This window comes from Sphaerisporangium rufum, assembly GCF_016863395.1.
In the GTDB taxonomy this organism is placed as follows: Bacteria; Actinomycetota; Actinomycetes; order Streptosporangiales; family Streptosporangiaceae; genus Sphaerisporangium; species Sphaerisporangium rufum.
Map to the genome: position 1 here is coordinate 1 of NZ_BOOU01000154.1, position 890 is coordinate 890.

Consider the following 890-nt stretch of genomic DNA (forward strand, 5'->3'; position numbering starts at 1 on the left):
CGGCCGAAGTGGCCGTAGGCGGCGGTCTGCGAGTAGATGGGCCGCAGCAGGTCCAGATCACGGATGATCGCGGCCGGCCGCAGGTCGAACACCGACAGGATCGCCTGCTGGATCCGCTCCACCGGCACCTTCTCGGTGCCGAACGTCTCCACGAACGCCCCCACCGGATGCGCCTTGCCGATCGCGTAGGCCACCTGCACCTCCGCCCGGTCCGCCAGCCCGGCCGCCACCACGTTCTTGGCCACCCACCGCATCGCGTACGCCGCCGACCGGTCCACCTTGGAGGGATCCTTGCCGGAGAACGCGCCACCACCGTGCCGCGCCATCCCCCCGTAGGTGTCCACGATGATCTTCCGCCCGGTCAGCCCCGCATCGCCCATCGGCCCGCCGATCTCGAACCGCCCGGTCGGGTTCACCAGCAGCCGGTACCCCTCGACCTCGATGTCCAGCTCGGCGAGCACCGGCTCGACGACGTGCTCCTTGATGTCGGGGGCCAGCATCTCCTTGAGGTCGATCTCGGGGGCGTGCTGGGTGGAGACGACGACGGTGTCCAGCCGGACCGGGCGGTCGCCGTCGTACTCGACGGTCACCTGGGTCTTGCCGTCCGGGCGCAGGTAGGGCACCGTGCCGTTCTTGCGCACCTCCGACAGCCGCCGCGCCATCCGGTGCGCCAGCGTGATCGGCAACGGCATCAGCTCCGGGGTCTCCCGGCAGGCGTACCCGAACATCAGGCCCTGGTCACCGGCGCCCTGCCGGTCCAGCTCGTCGCCCGCCTCGCCCTCGCGGTGCTCGTAGGCGTCGTCCACACCCTGGGCGATGTCCGGCGACTGCGCGCCGATCGACACCGACACCCCGCAGGAGGCACCGTCGAAACCCTTGTGCGAGGCGTC

The 890-nt window shown here is 71.0% G+C and carries 1 protein-coding gene; it reads right to left on the reverse strand.

The window, feature by feature from the left end; all coding sequences use genetic code 11:
• Window positions 1–890, reverse strand: an 890-nt coding sequence (gene metK, locus Sru01_RS35110) for a methionine adenosyltransferase (protein ID WP_203995268.1), incomplete at both ends; no start/stop codon positions are given.